We start from the raw sequence: 17,284 nt of genomic DNA on the forward strand, positions 1-17,284 counted from the left end.
CCAGGCCGACAATCCAGGGGAGAACGATCTTGCCTGTGGATAACTCGCGATCATGAACCATGTCCTCGGCGAGCACACCGGACTCATGGCCCGGAGGTGGCCTTGGGACAGCACAGGTCCCCAAGGCCACCTCCGGGCTCTGAGCCGCGGCTACCGAACCATGCTCCGCACCTGACGAGCGGCCACGGACAACGTCGCCAGATCGAACTTGCCCACCGCGCGAATCTCTTGCAGAGACGCGCGGGCGCGGCTCAGCCGGGACGCGTTCGTGCGCTCCCACGAGGCGATCTTCACCTCAGCGGGCTCACCCGGGTCGCTCTGGGCCAGCACATCCAACGTGATCGCCCGCAACGACCCGTAGAGGTCGTCCCGCAGCGCCAACCGCGCCAGAGCGTGCCAGCGGTTGCCCCGCTCCAGCGCGCTGATCGAGGTGAGCATCAGATCGATGTCCAAGTGCTCGGACAGCGCGTAATACAGCTCAGCGGTCTCCAGCGGACTGCGCTCGTCAAGACCGCTGTCCCGCTCGGCAAGCTCGGCGACCTCGGTGACGTCGAGCAGCCCATAGGCGTCGAGCAGCGCGGATACCCGCTTGGCGAGATCGGCGGGCACCCCCGCCTGGATCATCCGGTCAGCGTCGGCCGCGGCCTCTTCGCGGGCCCGGCCGCGCAGCAGGTCGCCGACCTTGGGCACCAGGTCGCGGACCACGTCCTGGAAACGGCTGATCTCCGCGCCCACCGCCAGCGGCTGCGGCCGGTTCGACAGCAGCCACCGGGACGCGCGGTCCAGCAGGCGCCGGGTCTCCAGCACCATCGAGTCGGCGACGTCGGTGGCCACCACGTTGTCCAAGGCGCCGATTTCCCGCCAGATCGACCGCAGGTCGTAGACCCGGGTCGCCACCGCGAACGCCCGCACGGCGTCAGTGGCGCTGGCGCTCATCTCCTCCGCCAACCGGAACGCGTACGACACGCCCGCGCCGTCCACCACCTCGTTCACCAGCAGCGTCGTGGTGATCTGGCGGTGCAGCGGGTGCCCCTGGACACTCGGGCCGAACTGCTCGCGCAACTGGGTCGGGAAGTACTCCGGCAGCCTGCGGGCGAACACGTCCTGGTCGGGCAGCTCGCTGGCCAGGACCCGCTCCTTGAGCGAGAGCTTGACGTGCGCCATCAGGGTCGCCAGCTCCGGCGAGGTCAGTCCCTCGCCCGCCTTGTCCATGGCCTTGAACCGCTCGCGCGAGGGCAGCGCCTCCAGCTCGCGGTCCAGGCCGCTCTCCCGCTCCAGCGCCTCGACCAGCCGCGCGTGCACGGGCAGCATCGGCCCGGCGTGCGCGCGGCTGACGCCGAGCACCGCGTTCTGCCGGTAGTTGTCCGCCAGCACCAGCTCGCCGACCTGGTCGGTCATCTCCGCCAGCAGCGCGTCGCGCCGCTCCCGGCCCAGGTCGCCGTCGCGAACCAGCTTGTCCAGCAGGATCTTGATGTTGACCTCGTGGTCGGAGCAGTCCACGCCAGCGGAGTTGTCGATGGCGTCGGTGTTGACCTTGCCGCCCGCCCGCGCGAACTCGATCCGGCCGCGCGGGGTGAGCCCCAGGTTGCCGCCCTCGCCGACGACCTTGACCCGCAGCGCGGCCCCGTCGACGCGCACCGCGTCGTTGGCCTTGTCGCCCACGTCGGCGTGCGACTCGGAGCTGGCCTTGACGTAGGTGCCGATGCCGCCGTTCCACAGCAGGTCGACCTCGGCGAGCAGGATCGACTTCATCAGCTCCTGCGGCGAGAGCTTGGTCAGGTCGGCGGGCAGGCCGAGCACCCTGGCCACCTGCGAGCTGATCGGAATCGCCTTGAGGGTGCGCGGCCACACGCCGCCGCCCTCGCTGATCAGGGCGCGGTCGTAGTCGTCCCAGGACGAGCGGGGCAGCTCGAACAGCCGCTTGCGCTCGGCGAAGGACACCGCGGCGACCGGGTCGGGGTCGAGGAAGATGTGCCGGTGGTCGAACGCGGCCACCAGCCGGATGTGCTCGGAGAGCAGCATCCCGTTGCCGAAAACGTCGCCGGACATGTCGCCGACGCCGACCACGGTGAACGGCTCGGACTGGGTGTCCACGCCCAGCTCGCGGAAGTGCCGCTTCACGCTCTCCCACGCGCCCTTGGCGGTGATGCCCATGGCCTTGTGGTCGTAGCCGACCGAGCCGCCGCTGGCGAACGCGTCGCCCAGCCAGAAGCCGTAGTCCTTGGCGACCTCGTTGGCGATGTCGGAGAACGTGGCGGTGCCCTTGTCCGCGGCGACGACGAGGTAGGTGTCGTCGCCGTCGTAGCGCACCACGTTCGGCGCGGGCACCACGACGCCCGCGTCGAGGTTGTCGGTCAGGTCGAGCAGGCCGGAGATGAACATGCGGTAGCAGGCGACGCCCTCGGCCATCAGCGCCTCGCGGTCCAGGCTCGGGTCGCCGGTCGGCGCGGTCGGGCGCTTCACCACGAACCCGCCCTTCGCGCCGACCGGCACGATCACCGCGTTCTTCACCGCCTGCGCCTTGACCAGGCCCAGCACCTCGGTGCGGAAGTCCTCCCGCCGGTCCGACCAGCGCAGCCCGCCGCGGGCCACCGGCCCGAACCGCAGGTGCACGCCCTCGACCCGGGGCGAGTACACGAAGATCTCGAACCGCGGCCTCGGCTCGGGCAGGTCCGGCACCGCCCCGGGCTCCAGCTTGATCGCCAGGTACGGGCGCGGCTCGCCGCCCGCGTCGCGGACGTAGTAGTTCGTGCGCAGCGTCGCCCGGATGACGGTGAGCAGGCTGCGCAGGATGCGGTCCTCGTCCAGGCTGGTCACGCCGTCGATCAGCTCGGTGATCTCGGCGAGCTGGGTGGCGGCCTGGCCCTTGCGGGTCTCCGCGGACGACGACGGGTCGAAGCAGGTCTCGAACAGCCGCACCAAAGCCGTGGCCACGCGCGTGTGCGCCAAGACCGCGTCCTCGATGTACTCCTGGCTGTACGGGGTGCCCGCCTGCCGCAGGTAACGCGAATAGGCGCGCAGCACGACGGCCTGCCGCCAGGTGAGCCCGCCGCGCAGGACCAGGGCGTTGAACCGGTCGGACTCGGCGTCGCCGCGCCAGGTGGCGGCGAACGCGTCCTCGAAGTCGGTCTTGAGCCGGTCGGGCGCCTCGTCGCCGCGGCCCTCCAGCACCGACGGGTCGATCCGCAGCCCGAAGTCGTAGATCCACCAGCGGGCGCCGTCCTCGCGGCGCAACTCGTACGGGCGCTCGTCCACGACCTCGACGCCCATGCGCTGCAACACCGGCAGCACCTGCGACAGCGTCACGCCCCGACCGGCCAGGTACAGCTTGAACCGCCGCTCCCCCGGCTCGGCGTCGGCGGGCACGTAGAACGACATGCCCAGGTCGGACTCGGTGCGCAGACCCTGCAGCTCGCGCAGGTCGGCCAGCGCCTCGACGGCGGTGAAGTCCTCCTTGTACGCCTCGGGGAACACGCTGGCGTAGCGCTGGCCCTGCTCGGTGGCCGACTCAGCGCCGACCGCGGCGCCCGCGTCGACCTGGCCGCGCTGCTCGGCGAAGATCGCCTCGACCATGCGGTCGTCCCAGCTCCGCACGGCCTCGGTGAGGCGCTCCTGGATGCGTTGGACGTCCGGCTCGACGTGCCTGCCGGGGTCGGTGTGGACGATGAAGTAGACCTGCGCGAGCGCGGTCTCGCCGACCCGCGTGCTGAACTCCAGGTTCGTCCCGCCCAGCTCGTCGAGCAGCACCTCCTGCATCGCGATGCGCGAGGTGGTCGTGTAGCGGTCGCGCGGGAGGAAGACCAGGCACGAGAAGAACCGGGCGTACGGGTCGCGGCGCAGGAACAGCCGCAGCCTGCGCCGGTCGGCCAGGGCGAGGACGCCGGTGGCGGTGGCGTAGAGCGCGTCGGTGGTGGTGGAGAACAGCTCCGCGCGCGGCCAGTTCTGGATGACCTCCAGCATCCGCTGCCCGGAATAAGACTCCATCGGGAAGCCCGCGCGGTGGATCACTTCGCGCACCCGCCGCTCCACCACCGGGATGTCGAGAACGTTCTCGTGCAACGCGGTAGTGGTGAACACGCCCAGGAAGCGGTGCTCTCCGGTGACCTCACCGGCGTCGTTGAAGGTCTTGACGCCGACGTAGTACGGGTAAGTCGAGCGGTGGACCGTCGAGGGGGCGCTGGCCTCGGTGAGCACCAGCAGGTTCGGGGCGAGCGCGTGCGCGACGGTGTCGGGGCCGGCGGTGAGGCTGCGGGCGGCCAGGCTGTCCTGGCGCAGCACGCCGAGACCGCTGGCCAGGACCGCGCGCAGGGCTGGCTCGCCGTCCTCCTCGCCCGCGACGAGTTCGTAGTTGCGGTAGCCGACGAAGGTGAAGTGGCCGTCGGCGAGCCAGCGCAGCAACGCGGCCCCGTCGGCGATCTGGGGGGCGTCCAGCGGTGGCGGGGACGCTTCGAGCTGGTCGGCCAGCGCGCGGGCGGTGCCCGCCATGCGGTCGGTGTCCTCGACCACCTCGCGCACGTCGTTCAACACCGACAGCAGCCCGGTCTCGATCTCCCGGGAGCGGTCGGCGTCGGTGATCAGGTCGACTTCGATGTGCATCCACGACTCGGCGAACGCGTCCTGCGGCGGGTTGTCGGGGTCGCTGGTGGGCAGCACCTCTTTGAGCCCGCCCGCGACATCCCGCCGCACCACGACGATCGGGTGGACCACGCGCTGCACCTGCACGCCGCGCCGCACCAGTTCCGCGCTGACGGATTCGACCAGGTAGGGCATGTCGTCGGTGACCAGCTGCACGACGGAGCCGTGCGCGCTCCAGTCGTCGTCGGCGGGGTTGGGGTTGAGCATCCGGACGGCGGGCCGCCCCTTGACCCGCTGCTCGGCGAGCTGCGCGTGCGACCGCACGGCGCCGACGAGGTTCACGGGGTCGTCGTCGATGACCTCCTCCGGCGGGATGTACCGGTAGTACAGGCGGATGAGGTCGGCGATGTCGGGGGCCTGCTGGGCCGCTCGTTCGATGAGGTCGTCTCGGGTCTGTTCCGGGCTGGTGCTGACCGGCCGCCCCGCCGACTCCGAGCCGTCGACGCTGACGGCTCTCTCGGTGCGGGACGTATATCCAGTCGAGGTCATTGTGTCCTTGGCTCCACGTTAGGCGGCACGTCGGTGTGCCGCGAACCCCTTACACACTAGTGCGGCGGGAATCCGTCAACGCACCTCGGGACCAAGATCAGCACCGATGTGAAGGCTTGTTTTCCAGCACAGAAACGACACGTTTCAGTGGCGTGTTAAGCACGCTCCGCCCCCTCCGACGACGCTATCGCGATCCCGACACCCGACCAGTGTGCCCCGCGAACCCCGCCGTCACTCCCGCTTTCCGCGATTCGCAGACTCACCCGCTGTCGATGTCCGCGGGCGCCCACTCCGACGACCGGTGCCGCCCGCGAATCCCACCCGAGGGCGCGGACAGATCGGCCCGCACCTCAGCGGTCTCCGCCCCGCGCCGCCGCGGCTGCGCGCTCTCCGCCGCCCGCCTCCGCGGCTGCGCGGTCTCCGCCGCCCGCCCCGGCGCGCTGTCCGACCACCCGGAGTCCGACCACCGAGCCGCGTCCGACTGCGGCGTGCCCCGGTTCTGCTCGTCAACGGACCGCTCCGGCTGCGTCTCCTGAAACGCCACCAACGCCTCGGCCAGCAAATCCGCCAACCCACTGGAGTTCGTCCGCTCCCGCCGACTCCCCAACCGCCGCCGCTGCGCACTTCCGTGCCCCGACGCCCCCTCAGCCACCGGCCGGTCCGCTGACTTCCCCTTCGCCGACTCGGAAGTCGCTCCCGGGCTCGCGTCCGACGCGCCGCCGTCCACCGGACGGTCGCTCGCGGCCCCAACCCCAGCCACGGCGATCTCCTTCACCTCGGCGCTGTCTCCGACAGCCGCAGCACCATCCGCCGGGCCACTGTCACGCACGGGCACGCTGTCCCCGGCCCGATCGCCGACACCACTGGCGCTCACCAGGGCGCCATCCCCCGCCTTTCGCCCGAAGCCCGCACCGTCCCCGGCTCGCACACCCCCGTCACCTTGCGCGTCCCCGCGCACCAGCGCGCTGTCACCCGCCCTACCGCCCGCCCCCCCACCGTCTTCAGCACGCACACGGTTCCCACCGCCATCACCTTGCGCGTCCCCGCTCACCGGCACGCTGCCACCCGCGCCGGGACCCACCTCCGCACCACCTGAGCGCGGAGAGGCCCCCCGCTCAACGCTCGGCGCATCAGCGCCCGCGAGGGTCCGTGAAATCTCACTCGGCGCAACGGAATCGTCCTCTGCCGGCACCGTGCCCCGGCCGAACACACCGGAGCGGAACAGCTCGGCGGCACTGCCCCACGCGCCACTCACCTGCCCCGCGCCAGATAGCTCACCCGAGCCCCCGGATTCGGCTTCACCGAAGCTGGCAGCGTCACCCGAACTCGGCGGGCGCACGCCTCCCGCATTCCCAGGCTCACCCGTCCCGGCGGGCTCACTCACCTCATGACCGCTGACTCCGGGCGAACTGTCGCTTTCCCCTCGGGAAGGCCCGCTCCGACCAACTGTCCCTTCCGAACTATCGCCGCCTACCGCCGAAACCAGGCTGGCCGCACTATTCCCCACATGGTCGCTCGCCCCACGTGCCGAACTACCGCCCGATCCTGACAAGCCACCCAGGTCAGCAGCCCCGCTCCCCCAACGGCCGCGTGCCCCATCCTCCGAATCACCGCTTGGCCCCGAAAGCCCACCCGTCTCCGCGGTCCCGCTAGCCGTTCGAGAGCCGCCGGTGGGGCTGTCGCTTGTGGCGGTGTCCGCGTTCGGATAGCCACCGGACGGGGCAGCGGCGCTACCGCTCGCGTTCGTGGGGGTCGGGGCTACGGACCATTCGCCCAGCGGTGCGCGCTCGGCGGGCGCCGGAAAAGGGGGACGGTCGCGCTCCTCCTGTTCTGGGGAGCCCGGTTCGTCGCTGTCGGAGGGCTGGTCGCCAGCGGGTGGCGGGTCGCGGAACTCGGGGCCGACGAGGCCGAGCGCGGATGAGCGGGGGAGGCTACGGAGGCGGGCGGCGAAGTCGATGGCTCGACGGTCGGCGAGGTTGTCCGGCTTCGACGGGGGGTCGGTGGGCGGCGAGTGACGGGCGAGGTCGCGGCGGGAGAGCGACCGGCTGTGGCGGGGGCCGGTGCTGGGCAGGGGCGTCACGCGGGAACCGGCGGTCGGCTCGTCAAGGTGTGGCGGGGGCTCGACCTCGGGGGCCGTGGGTTCCGGCGCGGCGGGTGGGATGTCGTCCGGCTCGGGTGGAGTCGGGATGTCAGGGCGCGTGGGAGGTTCTGGGATCTCCGGTGGGTCGGGAACGGGCGGAACGGTCGCTTGGTCGGCCTCCTGGCGGCGTTCCAGGGAACGGCTGCGCCGGGTCGCCCTGCTGTCTCTTGTGGACTGTCCTGTGTGGTCGGGACGGGCGTGGCTGCCGCTGAGCCTGCCGGACAACGACTGCCGCTCGGTCGCCGCGGGCGCGGGGGGCGGTTCCGGCGGCATGGGCGAGGTGAAGTCGACCAGGGCGTTGGGGTCGAAGTAGTAGTCGTCGTCATCCGGGGCACGGCGCCGCCCGCCGCCCGCCGCGGTCACCCCGAACCGGCTGAGCACCGACCGCACATCGGCCGCCGACTGGGACCGCCGCGACGATCGGGAATCACCGCTCGCCCGCGCGGACTCAGTGCCAACACTGTCGCTTTCGGACGACGCAGCCGAGTCATCCGAACCCGCCGCCCCCGCACCCCGCGCACGGCGAGCGGCGCGACGCCCGAACACCCCGGACGACGCGCTGTCCAGCGGAGAACCCGGCGTGTCAGCGGTAGGAGCGACCGACGCCCGCGCGGACTCGGACGACGCATCCGCGCGCGAGGCCCCCGCGGCGGGAGCCTCTGTCGACCCACCCGCGCGATGGGACTCAACCGACGCACGCACGACGGACGCAGGCGCGTGAGGAGACTCGAACGACGCCTGCCCGCTAGCGGGCTCGACCGGCGCGTTCATGGCTGCGGACCCAACCGACGCCTCCGCGGCGGGAGACTCCATCGACGCGCTCACGACAGGGGTCGCAAACAACGCACCCGTCCGCCAAGACTCAAACGACTGCCCACTAGCGGACTCGACCGGGGCGCCCGCGGCAGGGAACCCAAACGACACGCCCTTGGGAGATGGGTCGAACGACGCCTGCCCGGTGGCGGGCTCGGTCGGGGCGTCCATAGCGGCAGACCCAAACGACGCGTCCGTGTGCGAGGACTTGAAAGACGCCTCCGCAGGGGGCGGATCTATCGACGCGCTCGCGGCAGGGGTCGCAAACGACACGCCCGTCCGTGAAGGCTCGAACGACGACTGTCCGCTAGCGGGCTCGGTCGGGTCACTCGCGGCAGGGGGTCCGAACGACACGTCCAGGGGAGGTGGCTCGAATGACGACTGTCCACTAGCGGACTTGATCGGGGCGCCCGCGGCAGGGGACCCAAACGACACGCTCATGGGAGGTGGCTCGAATGACGACTGTTCGGTGGCGGGCTCGATCGGGGCGGGGGAGTCGATCGGCGTGTCCGAGGTGGGGGACTCCGCGGTGGGCCACGCAGCCTGCTCGGCGTCGGTTTGGCGGGTTTCCGGGCGCCGTCTCGTGGCCGCGGACAGGTGGCGGGCGGGCCGGTCGGCGGACTGTTGGTGGTCTGTGGGCGCGGCCGAGGGGCGCTTTTCCTGTTCGGGGCGGGCGATGGCGCCGGAGCGGTGGGAGCGCGGCCGGGCATCGTCAGCCGACGACGCCTCCCCCTGCTCGGCTGACGACAACCTCAACTGCCGTCGGGTGACCCCGGAATCGTGCCGCCCCGACCTGGGCGAGTCCGCCAGCGGCGAACGGTCGATTTCACCAGAGCGCTGGACTTCGGAATCACCAGGCCAGCGCACGCCTTGGTCGCGATCAGCCGCCCGCTGCTCACCCGCCGGGTCCACACGCCCCAGCACCCCGGAAGACCGCCGCGTGACCCCGGAATCATGGCGTCCGCCCCCAGCAGCACTGGCCCGGCGGGTCACCCCGGAATCATGCCGCCCACCCCCGGCGACCTCACGGCCCACGCCATCGGACGATTCCGCCCTCGACCGACGCGTCACCCCAGAATCACGACGGCTGATATGCGCGACCCCCGACGCCGAACGCCGGGCGGAAACAGCCTCGGAGGCCGACGACCCACCAACCGAATCCGACACTGGGGAATCCACGGAAGCACCCGACGACCGACGAGTCACACCCGAAGCATGCCGAGCGTTCCCACTTCGCGAATCCGACGAATTACCGGGCACATCAGCAGCTCGCCGAGTCACACCCGAATCGTGCCGAGCCGTCTCGCCACCCGACCCCTCACCAGCACCGGGCCAATCCACCGAACGACGGGTCACACCCGAATCGTGACGACCTGTCCCACCGACCGGACGAATCTCGGAATGATCAGCCGAACGCTCACTAACAGCCTCAGCAGCATCAGGCCATCCCGGCACGCGCCGATTAACACCCGAACCATGACGAGCCGCTTCACCCACCGAGCGAACCGAAGAATCATCAGCCGAACGCTCACCAACCGACTTGGCGGCATCAGGCCAGTCGGGTGAGCGGCGGTTAACACCCGAACCGTGACGAGCAGACTCATTTACTGAGCGAACCGAAGAATCGTCAACCGAACGCTCACCAACGGCCTTGGCGGCATCGGGCCAGTCAGGGGAGCGGCGGGTCGCGCCTGAGTCGGGGCGGGTTTCGGCTGGGGGCTGGGAAGCGGGGCGAGGGATGGTGGGGCGGTCGTCGCGGTGGGTGGTGGGGGATTGCGAGGTGGCGGGGGGCGAGGTCGCTCGGGGCCCGACAGTCGCGCGGGAGGCCGTGGGGGGCGGTCGGCGCAGGTGGTCGGCGCGGCGAGGGGTGACGGGGATCGGGCCTGTGGTCTCCAGGGCCGACAGGGCGTCGCGGGCGGCCAAGAGCAACGCGTCTACGCCGTCTTCCGGGCCGTCTGGGGTGCCTGGCTGGGCGGCGACGCCGGTGCTGATGCCGACCTCTTCGCCCTGGTCGTCGATCAGCCAGTTGGCCTCGGCCGCGACCTCGCGGATGGTGGTGGCCAGGAGTTCGGCTTCGGCGCGGGTGGTGTTGGGCAGCAGGACCGCGAACTCGCCGCGGTCGGAGCGCACCAGTTCAGCGTCCTCCGGGGCGAGGTCGCGGACGTGGGAGGCGAGAGCGTTGAGCGAGACGTCGCCGCCGATTGGCATCGGCGGCTCACCGGGGTCGACCGGCTCGACCGAACCCACCGGGGCGACGCGAACCAAAGTCAGCGCGAACGAGTTCTCCTCCTCCCCCGCCATCGACTCCGGGCGTGCCGGGGCGCCCTGCTCCGGCAAGGTGACCGACGCCGGGCGCACGGCGGCGCGCAGCAGCGACACGGCGCGGTCGGGATCGCGGACGAGGCCGACCTCGGCGGTCAACCGTGCCCTGGCGGCCTCAGCCGAACGCAGGTGCCGGTACTCCGCCGCCCGCGCCGACCGCAGGGCGTGCAGCGCGATTGAGGGCTGCGCAGCCTCCTCCTCGGCGTGCGCGAGGAACGTCCAGCCGTCGGCGACCAGCGAGTGGAGGCCGTGCCGCTCCGCGGCGCGCACCACGTCGACGAGCAGGACGCGGCCCAACTCGGCCCGCCCCGCAGGCAGGTGCACCCGGGTGGCGAGCGCGAGGCGCAACCGGCCCAGCGCCGATGCGGACGTCGCCCGGACCGGTTCCGCCAACGCGGGCGCGCCGACCCGGACGGCCTCATCCAACTCGCCTTCGTCTAACAGCGCGCACACCAGCTCAAGAACCAACCTGCTGCGCACCAGCCCGGCTTCGAGAGCGCTGTCGCCGAGACGACTCAGCAGGGTCAGGCCGTCGCGGGCGGACTCGGCCGCGGCTTCGGTGTCGCCGTGCCGCCGGTGGTAGGACGCGGCCCGGACGCACAGCAGCGCGCGTTCGACCTTGCGCGCGTCCTGGCTCAACTCCTCGTCCGCGGCGAAGAGCCGGTCGGCCTCGGCGAGAGCGTCCTCCATGTCGTCGCGCACGCCGACATGGGCGGCACACGCGACGAACTGCCCGAGCGCGAGCGCCCGGGTGGCCTGCCGCACGGACCGCGCCCCCGCCAGGGACCGCGGCGCCGTGCCGGACTCCAGCACCGGCCGCAGGAGCCCGCAGCCCGCCAGCGGCTCGCCCAGCACCCGCGCGCACGAGGCCAACGCGACCCTGATCCGAGCCGCGACCTCGGCCGAGCCGCCGCCGTCGACCGCGTGCAACGCCGCCAAGCCCGGCTCGACGGCGTCGGCGTGTCTGCCCAGCCGGACCAGCGACGTGGCCAGCACCTCGCGCGCCCGGGTGACGGTGGCGGCGTCCGCGGCGCCGGTCGAGAGGGAGCGCCCCGCGAACTGGGCGGCCAGTTCGGGTGCGCGCCACCGCAGCCGGTCGGCCACGTCCACGAGTGCCTCGCACTCGGACGAGTCGCCTGCCGCGGGTAACTCGTTCCAGGCCGCCACGTCGCCGCTCCCCGTCTAATCCCGGGTGAGCTTGCGGTAGGTCACCCGGTGCGGACGCGCGGCGTCGGCGCCGAGCCGCTCGACCTTGTTCTTCTCGTATCCCTCGAAGTTGCCCTCGAACCAGAACCACTTCGCCGGGTTCTCCGGGGTGCCCTCCCAGGCCAGGATGTGCGTGCAGGTGCGGTCGAGGAACCACCGGTCGTGGGAGATGACCACCGCGCAGCCCGGGAACTGCTCCAGCGCGTTCTCCAGCGACCCCAGGGTCTCGACGTCGAGGTCGTTGGTCGGCTCGTCGAGCAGGATCAGGTTTCCGCCCTGCTTGAGGGTGAGCGCCAGGTTGAGCCGGTTGCGCTCTCCACCGGAGAGGACGCCCGCGGGCTTCTGCTGGTCGGGCCCCTTGAAGCCGAACGCGCTGACATACGCGCGCGAGGGCATCTCGACCTGGCCGACCTGGATGTAGTCGAGGCCGCCGGATACGGTCTCGAACACGGTCTTCTTCGGGTCGATGTTGGCGCGGTTCTGGTCGACGTAGGACAGCAGAACCGTCTCGCCGATCTTCACCTGGCCGGAATCGGGCTGCTCAAGACCGACAATGGTCTTGAACAGGGTCGTCTTGCCGACGCCGTTGGGGCCGATCACGCCGATGATGCCGTTGCGCGGCAGGTCGAAGGACAGGTTGTCGATGAGGACCCGGTTGTCGAAGCCCTTGCGCAGGCCGTCGACCTCCACGACCACGTTGCCCAGGCGCGGGCCCGGCGGGATCTGGATCTCCTCGAAGTCGAGCTTGCGAGTCTTCTCGGCCTCAGCCGCCATCTCCTCGTAGCGCTCCAGGCGCGAGCGAGACTTGGTCTGGCGGGCCTTGGCGTTGGAGCGGACCCAGGCCAACTCCTCCTTGAGCCGCTTCTGCAGCTTCTGGTCCTTCTTGCCCTGAACGGCCAGCCGCTCGGCCTTCTTCTCCAGGTAGGTGGAGTAGTTGCCCTCGTACGGGTAGGTGCGGCCGCGGTCGATCTCCAGGATCCACTCGGCCAGATTGTCGAGGAAGTACCGGTCGTGGGTCACGGCCAGCACGGCGCCCGGGTACTGCGACAGGTGCTGTTCGAGCCACAGCACGCTCTCGGCGTCGAGGTGGTTGGTGGGCTCGTCGAGCAGCAGGAGGTCGGGCTTGGACAGCAGCAGCTTGCACAGCGCGACCCGGCGGCGCTCGCCACCGGAGAGCACTGTGACGTCCGCGTCCGGCGGCGGGCACCGCAGCGCGTCCATCGCCTGCTCCAACTGGGAGTCGAGGTCCCACGCGTCGGCGTGGTCCAGCTCCTCCTGGAGCTTGCCCATCTCCTCCATCAGCTCGTCGGAGTAGTCGGTGGCCATCAGCTCGGCGATCTCGTTGAAGCGGTCGAGCTTCTGCTTGATCTCGCCGACGGCTTCCTGGACGTTGCCCAGGACGGTCTTCTCCTCGTTGAGCGGCGGCTCCTGCTGCAGGATGCCGACCGAGTAACCGGGAGAGAGGAACGCCTCGCCGTTGTTCGGCTGGTCCAGCCCTGCCATGATCTTGAGCACGCTCGACTTGCCCGCGCCGTTGGGGCCGACCACTCCGATCTTCGCCCCGGGCAGGAACTGGAGGGTGACGTCATCAAGGATGACCTTGTCCCCGTGCGCCTTGCGCACCTTCTTCATGGTGTAGATGAACTCGGCCATGCTCGCGATCGTAGAGTGGTCGGCTGGCGACCCTGAGCGCGCCCGGGGGCACCGACGGGCCATCCGGCCGATCGGCGGACCCGACACCGCCGATCGGGTAATCCCGTCAGTGGTCGCGCAGGGCCTTGACCAGTTCGTCCTTGGACATCTTGGAGCGGCCGCCGATGTCCAGCTCGGCAGCGCGCTTGCGCAGGTCGCCCACCTTCCAGTCGTCGTAGGACCCGGACTTGCCGCCCTTGGCGCCGACCTTGCCGCGTCCCCGGCTCGCCGCTGCGTTGGAGATGCGGGCCGCCTTCTCCTTGGAGTCACCCTGCTTGCGCAACTCCTGGTACATCTTCTCGTCCTTGACGCTTGAGTTGGGCATGCTCGGTCTCCCTTCTTCGTCTCCGGTGGGACTGCCCCTGACACTCGCATGGCAAACACCTCACGCCGCCGCGAGGGGCTGGTCGTCCCAGAGGCGGCTGGTGATCGTGGTGGCGCACCGGGACAGGTCGGGCCCGACGGCGACGGCGTCCAGCTCGACGCTGAGGCGCTGCTGGTTGTCGCTCTCGTACTCGCGGTGGTAGAGCCTGCCGGTGACCACGACGTAGTCGCCGCGGGACACGGACACGGCGACGTTCTCCCCGAGCCTGCGCCAACAGTTGATCGAGACGAACATGGTGTGGCCGTCGACCCACTTCTCCGCCTCGGGGTCGTACCGGCGCTCCTTGGTCATCAGGCGGAACCGGGTCAGCCGGGCGTCGTTCTCGTAGCGGCGTTTGGTGATCTCGCCGACCACCTTGCCCACCAGCGTCACCGTGGTCTCGTACATCGCTGCACCTCTCGTCGTCGGGGCGTGCTCATACGACAAGCGTGGCGTGGTTCGGGGCGCTGGGCGAGGGGCCTGCGCGAGCTGTGGACAACTCGCGCGATTGTGGATGACTCGGTTCTCGGGCGGCCGGAGTGTCGGTGGGTTGTGGTAGTGGAAGTCAGCTCGGCCGTTTGCCGTTGGCGAGCTGTTTGAGCATGGCGTTGTAGGCGTCCAAGTCGTCGGCCTCGCCCTGGTCCACCCGGCGGTCCTTGCGGCGGGCCTCGCGGTCGTCGTCCCGGGACCACTGGACCAGCAGGGCGACCAGGACGACCAGGAGGGGAATCTCGCCGGAGGCCCAGGCGATGCCGCCGCCCAGGCGCTGGTCGGCGAGGAGGTCGGTGTTCCACGGCAGGCCGAGACCCTGGTAGAAGCGTTCGCCGATGACGGTCTGGGTGCTCATGAGGATCACGCCGAAGAAGGCGTGGAAGGGCATGGAGGCGAAGACCAAGCCCAGGCGGCCGAGATGCGGCAGCTTGCGGGGGGCCGGGTCGACGCCGATCACCGGCCAGTAGAAGACGTAGCCGACCAGCAGGAAGTGGGCGTTCATCAGCAGGTGGGCCCAGTGCTGCTCCAGCGCGGAGTCGAACAGGCCGGACAGGTAGAGGCCGTAGAACGAGCCGACGAACAGCACGAGCGCGACCACGGGATTGGTCAGCGCCCGGGAGACCGGTGAGTGCACGAACGCCAACAGCCACTCACGGGGACCAGGTGGCGCGTCCTTACCGGCGGGCGGGATAGCACGCATGGCCAGCGTTACCGGAGCGCCGAGCACGAGCAGGACCGGCGCGAGCATGGACAGCATCATGTGCGTTTCCATGTGCGCGCTGAACATCGCGGGGGCGTAGCGGCCGAAGCCGGACGAGGTGGCGAACAGGATCACGAAGCAGCCCGCCAGCCAGGCCGTGGTCCGGCCCACCGGCCAGGCGACGCCGCGGGCGCGCAGGCGGAGCACGCCGCGCGCGTACAGCGCCGCCAGCACGATCGCGGCGGTGCCGAAGACCAGGTCGAAGCGCCAGTCGAACAGCAGGCGGCCGAAGGTGGGCGGGGCATCCAGGGGGTAACCGAGCGCCAGTTCGACGCGACCCGGCGCGCCGTAGGCGGACTGTGGCGGCGGCGTGCGGGCCAGCGCCGCGGCGACGCCGATGGTGAGCAGCATGATCAGGACCTCGACGCCCGCGAGCCGGACGAGCGCCGCCCGGGAGCCCTGCTCGACCACGGCCTTCACGCCGCGCTCGCGCTGGAGATAGCCGAAGATTCCCAGAGTCAGCAGGGCTATCGTCTTGACCAGCACCAAGAGGCCGTAAGAGGTGTCCAGCAGATCGGTCAGCGGCAGCCTTACCCAGGCGTTGACCACGCCGGAGGCGGCCATGACGATCCAGCAGACCAGCGCCACCTTGGAGAACTTGGTCGCCGCGACGCCCAGGTGTTCGGCCCGCCTGCGGCCGTGGGCGAGCAGCGCCACCAGGCCCCCCACCCAGAGCGCGGCGGCGACCAGGTGGAACAGCAGGCTGTTGGTCGCCACGTCGTGCTGGCCGCCGCTAGACGAGTGCCCGGTGACCGCGGCCGGCACGATGCCCGCCAGCGCTACCGCGAACAGCGCCGTGGTCCATCCCCAGGTAAGCACGATCCGGGTGCCGACCAGCACGACCAGCGCGAACGCCGCGGTGAACAGCCACGCCTTGGCCTGTTCCAGCGTGCCGACCAGTTCAAGCAGGACATCGGTCTGCAGCACCGCCGAGATCGGCCTGCCGACCGCGTCAGCGGCGGTGAACGGCACCGACAAGAGGGCCCCCACGAACCACACGCCCGCAGCCCAACCGGCCGTGCGCAACGCCGCATAGCCGCCAACGTCCAGCACTCCAGAGCGTTGGGGAGGCACCAGGAAAGCGGCGAACAAGAGGGAGCCGACAGTCACCACGGCGCCCACTTCGGTGACTACCCGGACGACGGTAAGAGCGTGCTCGGTAAACGCGTCGGGGGTAGGCAGGCCGAGGATGGCGTACCGGTCGCCGCCCGTGAGCGCCACCAGGACCGCCCCCACCACGGCGGCCAAGACGCCACCAACAACCAGGAACGGGACCAGACCCGCGCGGGGCTTGCTGGGGGTGTCGCTGTCCGAGGGCACAAGACGAGAGTAATCGGCCGCTCAGACCGACCGTGACGTCCGCCGACCGGTTATTCACACCCAGCGGTGTCACCACGTCACCGACTACCGTGGTCCCGTGATGCGCAGAGTCGTCGCACTGGCCGCTTCAGCGTTGACGCTGGCCGCCTGCGGCACACCGGTGTCGGGCGCGCCCGTGCCCGCGGCCGGGTTCGCCCCGGAGCCAGCCCCGGACGTGCGGATCGGCGCGCCCCGCGCCCTCGACGGCGTGGACCCCTGCGGCCTCCTCCACCCGGCCGACCTCGCCGAGGCAGGCGGCCTCGCGGCCCAGCCCGAGCGCCGGACCAGCGCTTTCCCCGAATCGTGCGCCTTCCCCCTCGGCAACGGCGCGCCCAGCGACCTGGCCCTGGTCGCCTTCCACAAGCCCCTCGACCAGGTGCGAAGAGACCAGCCCGACGGGCACGAGGAAACCACCCTCGGCCACTCGACCTGGCTGCACTGCGAGGTGGAGACGAGCCACCGCACCTGCGTCGCCGCGGTGGCCGTCCACCCAGACAGAACCCTGGTGGTCGCCATGGACAAACGGGACATCTCGGAACAAAAGCTCCTACGCGAGCTGCAACCCCTCACCGAGACCGTGCTGAGCCGCCTGCCTCACGCTTAGCACCCCAGATTGCCCCAAACGGACGTATCAACGCGTCCTGCGTCACCCGATCAGTTCAAGGCAGAAACGGTCCGGCCGCTTGCGACGATCAGTCACATGGAACGGACTACTGTGCAGCCTCGGTCGCACGCCCCGCCCCCGTAGCTCAGCGGATAGAGCAGGAGCCTTCTAAGCTCTTGGCCGCAGGTTCGAGTCCTGCCGGGGGCACTCACCTGATCAAGCGTTTCCGCAGTTCAGCCCTGTTCCTCAGCGAGGCTGACACAGGGGCAGAAGCGCTCATCCCCAAGGCGGCCCTGTACCGGTTGGGCTCCTACGAGTACCGCCCGCGCTGACCGCACCTGCAGCGTGTTCGCACTGCGTGAGCACCCGCCGCACTTCAACCAACCGCTCGGGTCTGGTCCGCCGAGA

Annotated in this window: 11 protein-coding genes, 1 tRNA gene and 1 pseudogene; 5 read left to right on the forward strand and 8 right to left on the reverse strand. The window is 70.7% G+C overall.

The genetic code is table 11. The annotated features are described in order from the left end of the window. Positions 1–150: 150 nt before the first annotated feature. Entirely contained in the window at positions 151–5,124 is a 4,974-nt protein-coding gene (locus tag ACZ6SD_RS20545; RefSeq protein ID WP_465318556.1) for an NAD-glutamate dehydrogenase, read from the reverse strand. 259 nt (positions 5,125–5,383) lie between these two features. Next, positions 5,384–5,884 carry a hypothetical protein gene (locus tag ACZ6SD_RS20550; protein WP_465318569.1) on the reverse strand — a complete coding sequence of 167 codons (501 nt, stop codon included), beginning with the start codon at positions 5,882–5,884 and terminating at the stop codon, positions 5,384–5,386. A 1,426-nt stretch (positions 5,885–7,310) separates the two neighbouring features. Between ACZ6SD_RS20550 and ACZ6SD_RS20555 the strand changes: the two genes are divergently transcribed. Continuing rightward, entirely contained in the window at positions 7,311–7,577 is a 267-nt protein-coding gene (locus ACZ6SD_RS20555; protein WP_465318570.1) for a hypothetical protein, read from the forward strand. A gap of 1,852 nt (positions 7,578–9,429) precedes the next feature. Here ACZ6SD_RS20555 and ACZ6SD_RS20560 read toward each other — a convergent pair. Both ACZ6SD_RS20560 and ACZ6SD_RS20565 read right to left on the reverse strand, forming a co-directional pair. After that, entirely contained in the window at positions 9,430–9,681 is a 252-nt protein-coding gene (locus tag ACZ6SD_RS20560) for a hypothetical protein (RefSeq protein ID WP_465318571.1), read from the reverse strand. A 346-nt stretch (positions 9,682–10,027) separates the two neighbouring features. Next, positions 10,028–10,378 (reverse strand): annotated as a pseudogene (locus ACZ6SD_RS20565) (diguanylate cyclase domain-containing protein); the annotation flags it as partial. 225 nt (positions 10,379–10,603) lie between these two features. Here ACZ6SD_RS20565 and ACZ6SD_RS20570 point away from each other — a divergent pair. Both ACZ6SD_RS20570 and ACZ6SD_RS20575 read left to right on the forward strand, forming a co-directional pair. Then, positions 10,604–10,840, forward strand: coding sequence for a hypothetical protein (locus ACZ6SD_RS20570; RefSeq protein ID WP_465318572.1), 237 nt, complete (start codon positions 10,604–10,606; stop codon positions 10,838–10,840). Between the two features lie 355 nt (positions 10,841–11,195). Beyond that, positions 11,196–11,585 carry a hypothetical protein gene (locus tag ACZ6SD_RS20575; protein WP_465318573.1) on the forward strand — a complete coding sequence of 130 codons (390 nt, stop codon included), beginning with the start codon at positions 11,196–11,198 and terminating at the stop codon, positions 11,583–11,585. On the opposite strand, the gene ettA is transcribed toward ACZ6SD_RS20575, so the two are convergent. The 4 genes from ettA to ACZ6SD_RS20595 all read right to left on the reverse strand — a co-directional run bounded on the left by ettA (position 11,582) and on the right by ACZ6SD_RS20595 (position 16,233). After that, a complete protein-coding gene (gene ettA / locus ACZ6SD_RS20580) occupies positions 11,582–13,258 on the reverse strand; it encodes an energy-dependent translational throttle protein EttA (protein WP_465318557.1) in 1,677 nt (558 codons plus the stop codon). The two genes, ACZ6SD_RS20575 and ettA, sit on opposite strands and share 4 nt — an antisense overlap. Before the next feature lie 106 nt (positions 13,259–13,364). Then, positions 13,365–13,622, reverse strand: a complete 258-nt coding sequence (locus tag ACZ6SD_RS20585) for a DUF7218 family protein (RefSeq protein WP_091454544.1) — start codon at positions 13,620–13,622, stop codon at positions 13,365–13,367. 60 nt (positions 13,623–13,682) lie between these two features. Beyond that, a complete protein-coding gene (locus ACZ6SD_RS20590; protein WP_465318558.1) occupies positions 13,683–14,069 on the reverse strand; it encodes a single-stranded DNA-binding protein in 387 nt (128 codons plus the stop codon). 157 nt (positions 14,070–14,226) lie between these two features. Next, on the reverse strand, positions 14,227–16,233 hold the full coding sequence (locus ACZ6SD_RS20595; RefSeq protein ID WP_465318559.1) for a bifunctional copper resistance protein CopD/cytochrome c oxidase assembly protein: 2,007 nt from the start codon (positions 16,231–16,233) through the stop codon (positions 14,227–14,229). Positions 16,234–16,333: 100 nt separating this feature from the next. Here ACZ6SD_RS20595 and ACZ6SD_RS20600 point away from each other — a divergent pair, with 100 nt between their 5' ends. Both ACZ6SD_RS20600 and ACZ6SD_RS20605 read left to right on the forward strand, forming a co-directional pair. Further along, entirely contained in the window at positions 16,334–16,876 is a 543-nt protein-coding gene (locus tag ACZ6SD_RS20600) for a DUF3558 family protein (protein ID WP_465318568.1), read from the forward strand. 134 nt (positions 16,877–17,010) lie between these two features. Beyond that, positions 17,011–17,083: transfer RNA gene (locus tag ACZ6SD_RS20605), tRNA-Arg, on the forward strand. The last annotated feature ends 201 nt before the right edge of the window (positions 17,084–17,284 follow it).

It is taken from the genome of Actinokineospora sp. NPDC051303 (assembly GCF_055586285.1).